The organism is bacterium (assembly GCA_035528375.1).
In the GTDB taxonomy this organism is placed as follows: domain Bacteria; phylum RBG-13-66-14; class RBG-13-66-14; order RBG-13-66-14; family RBG-13-66-14; genus RBG-13-66-14.
Genome location: DATKYS010000023.1, coordinates 1 through 2,748, shown reverse-complemented (window position 1 = coordinate 2,748; position 2,748 = coordinate 1). Strand labels below are relative to the sequence as shown.

Sequence of the window (2,748 nt, the reverse complement as noted above, 5' to 3'; positions counted from 1 at the left end):
TTCAGGGCTCAATGGGCTTCTAGCCAGTTCCGCCCGCTCCCCACCTCGACCACCAGCGGCACCTGCAGATTTATCAGCCCCTCGCAGGCGTTTTCCATCGCCTCACGCAAAATTGCGCCCACGCGCTCCGTCTCTTCCTCGGGGCACTCGACGAGCAACTCGTCGTGAATCTGCAAAAGCAGCCTCGCCCCGCAGTCGCAATCATCCAAAAACTTCTCGGCGCGAATCATGGCCAGCTTGCAGATGTCGGCGGCGGTGCCCTGGAGCGGCGCGTTGAGGGCGGCGCGCTCGGCGGCCTCCCGGGCCTGTCGGTTGGACGAGTTCAGCTCGCCGAAGGGGCGCCGGCGGCCGAAGAGGGTCACCGTGTACCCCAGCTCCCGTGCCCGCTCGAGCCCCGAATCCATCCACGCCCGCACCGCCGGGTACTTTGCGAAGTAGCCGTCTATGAACGCCTTGGCCTCGGCACGGCCGATGCCGAGGTCCGACGCCAGGCCGTACACACCCTTGCCGTAGATGAGCGAGTAGTTGACCACCTTGGCGGCGTTGCGCTGGTCCAGGCCGACGTTTTCCTTCTCTACGCCGAAGATGACGGCGGCGGTGGCGGCGTGGATGTCGGCCCCTGCATGGAACGCCTCGAGCAGCCGAACTTCCCCGGAGATGTGGGCCAGGAGGCGCAATTCGATCTGCGAGTAATCCGCGGATACCAGGACGCACCCCGCGGGGGCGACGAAGGCCTTGCGGATCCTCCGCCCGAGCTCCGTGCGGATGGGGATGTTCTGCAGATTCGGGTCGCTGGAGGATAGCCGCCCCGTGGCTACGGCCGCCTGGTGCAGCGTGGTGTGCAGCCTCCCGGAGACCGGGTCCACCTCGGCGGGGAGCTTCGCCGCGTAGGTGCCGTCGAGCTTTCCCAGTTGCCGGTGCTCGAGGATGACCGCCGCGATCTCGTGCTCGGCGGCCAGCTTTTCCAGCACGTCGCCGGCGGTGGAGAAGCCGGTCTTGGTGCGCCGGCCGCCGGGCAGCTTCAGCTCGCCGAAGAGCACCTCGCCGGTCTGCTTGGTGGAGGCCACGTTGAAGGGGTGGCCGGCCAGCTCGTGGGCCCGTTTTTCCAACTCTTCCATCCGGGCGTGCAGCTCGGTGGAGAGCTCCCCGAGCGCCGAGGAGTCCAGCAAGAGCCCCCGTTCCTCCACCGCGGCGATGACCGGCAGGAGCGGCAGCTCGATTTTTCCGTAAACGCGGTCCAGTTCAAATTCTTTTATTTTTTCCGCCAAAACCGGTTGCAGCTCGAGGGCGGCGGCGGCCCGACCGGCCAATCCCTTCAATTCCGCGCCCTGGTCGGAAAGGAGGTCGCCCTGGGCGGGTTGCGCCCCCTCGCCGGCGGGTCTCTTGCCGAGGTGTGCCTGGCAGAGCGAGGCCAGACCTCGCGGGAGACGATCCGCCTCCAGGAGCCACCCGGCGAGCATCAGGTCCTCGGGTCGGGAAATCCGCCGGGCGATGGGCTTCAGGTCGTAGCCGACCGTGGAGATTTTCTCATCGGCGAAAAGCTCCGTCAGCCAGGAGGGCGGTTCACCGTCGCAGGCCAGGCCGTAGCCGACGCCCGGTTCCGCGGCCAGACCCAGGGCCTTGATTCGATAGCGCCGCGCCGGCCCGCCCTCGACCTCCAATGCGATTCCCAACCGCCCGTTTTTACGAACCTTCTCGACGAACCCTTCCGGAGGGCCCGAGACTACCTCCAAACGGGCCGCGGTCCGCTCCACGAGCCCCAGGTCCCGGATGACTCCGGCGAAGCGCAGGTTTTGGAGCATTTCGAGCGCCCCGGGTTTCGCCTCGGAAATTACTAATTCGTCCAGGGGCGGGACCGGCGCGTCCTCGGCCAGGCCGACCATTTTCCAGGTCAGCCGGGCGTCCCCTTCGCCCTTTATCAGATTTTCGCCCAGCTTGCCCGGAAGGTCGGCGGCGTGGGCGAGGACCCCCTCCAGGTCGGTGTAATCGGCCAAAAGCTTGGCCGCCGTCTTCGGCCCCACGCCGGGCACACCGGGCAGGTTGTCCGAGGAATCGCCGGCCAGCGCCAGCAGGTCGCGCATCCGCTCGGGTCCGACGCCGAACCTCTCCCGGACGAAGCCCGCGTCGCGCAGGCTTTCCTCCCCCTTGCGGCCGTGGGCGATGTGGACGACACGCGGGCCGATGAGCTGCATCAGGTCCTTGTCGTGGGTGAAGATGCGCACGTCGTAGCCCGCGTCGAGGCCCCTTTTCGTCAGCGCGGCGATGGCGTCGTCGGCCTCGTAGCCGGGCGTCTCCACCAGGGGCCAGCCCAGGAGCGGGAAGAGCCTGCGCAGGAGGTCGGCCTGGGGACGGAGTTCGGGCGGCGCGGGCGGGCGGTTGGCCTTGTACGCGGGAAATATTTCGTCGCGGAATGTGGGGCCCGGCGCGTCGAGGACGAAGGCGACCCTGTCCGGTTTGTGGCGCTCCAAGAGGCCGAGGAACACGCGGACGGCGCCGTAGAGGGCGGCCACGTTCGTACCGTCCCGGGACGTCAGCTGCGTCTTGATCGAGTGGTACACGCGGAAGAGGAGGGAGTAGCCGTCCACCAGGAGCAGGCGGGGCCTGGTCGAGCCATCGGTCATGGTTTCTCCCTTTTTACCGGATTATAGCAGCAATCCGGGCCGGGAGAGGGCCGGTTGCGATGACTGCCCTCACGCGCGGCTCGTACAACTCCTGCTGCGATGACGTAGGGGCGGGTCTCCTGACCCG

1 protein-coding gene is annotated in these 2,748 nt (G+C 67.5%); it reads right to left on the bottom strand.

The window, feature by feature from the left end; genetic code table 11:
* Positions 1 to 8: 8 nt before the first annotated feature.
* Positions 9 to 2,621, bottom strand: coding sequence for a DNA polymerase I (gene polA / locus VM054_01420; GenBank protein ID HUT97717.1), 2,613 nt, complete (start codon positions 2,619 to 2,621; stop codon positions 9 to 11).
* Positions 2,622 to 2,748 lie beyond the last annotated feature (127 nt).

Coding starts and splice junctions, on each gene's coding strand:
- polA (HUT97717.1), bottom strand. CDS start 2,621: ATGACCGATGGCTCGACCAGGCCCCGCCTGCTCCTGGTGGACGGCTAC.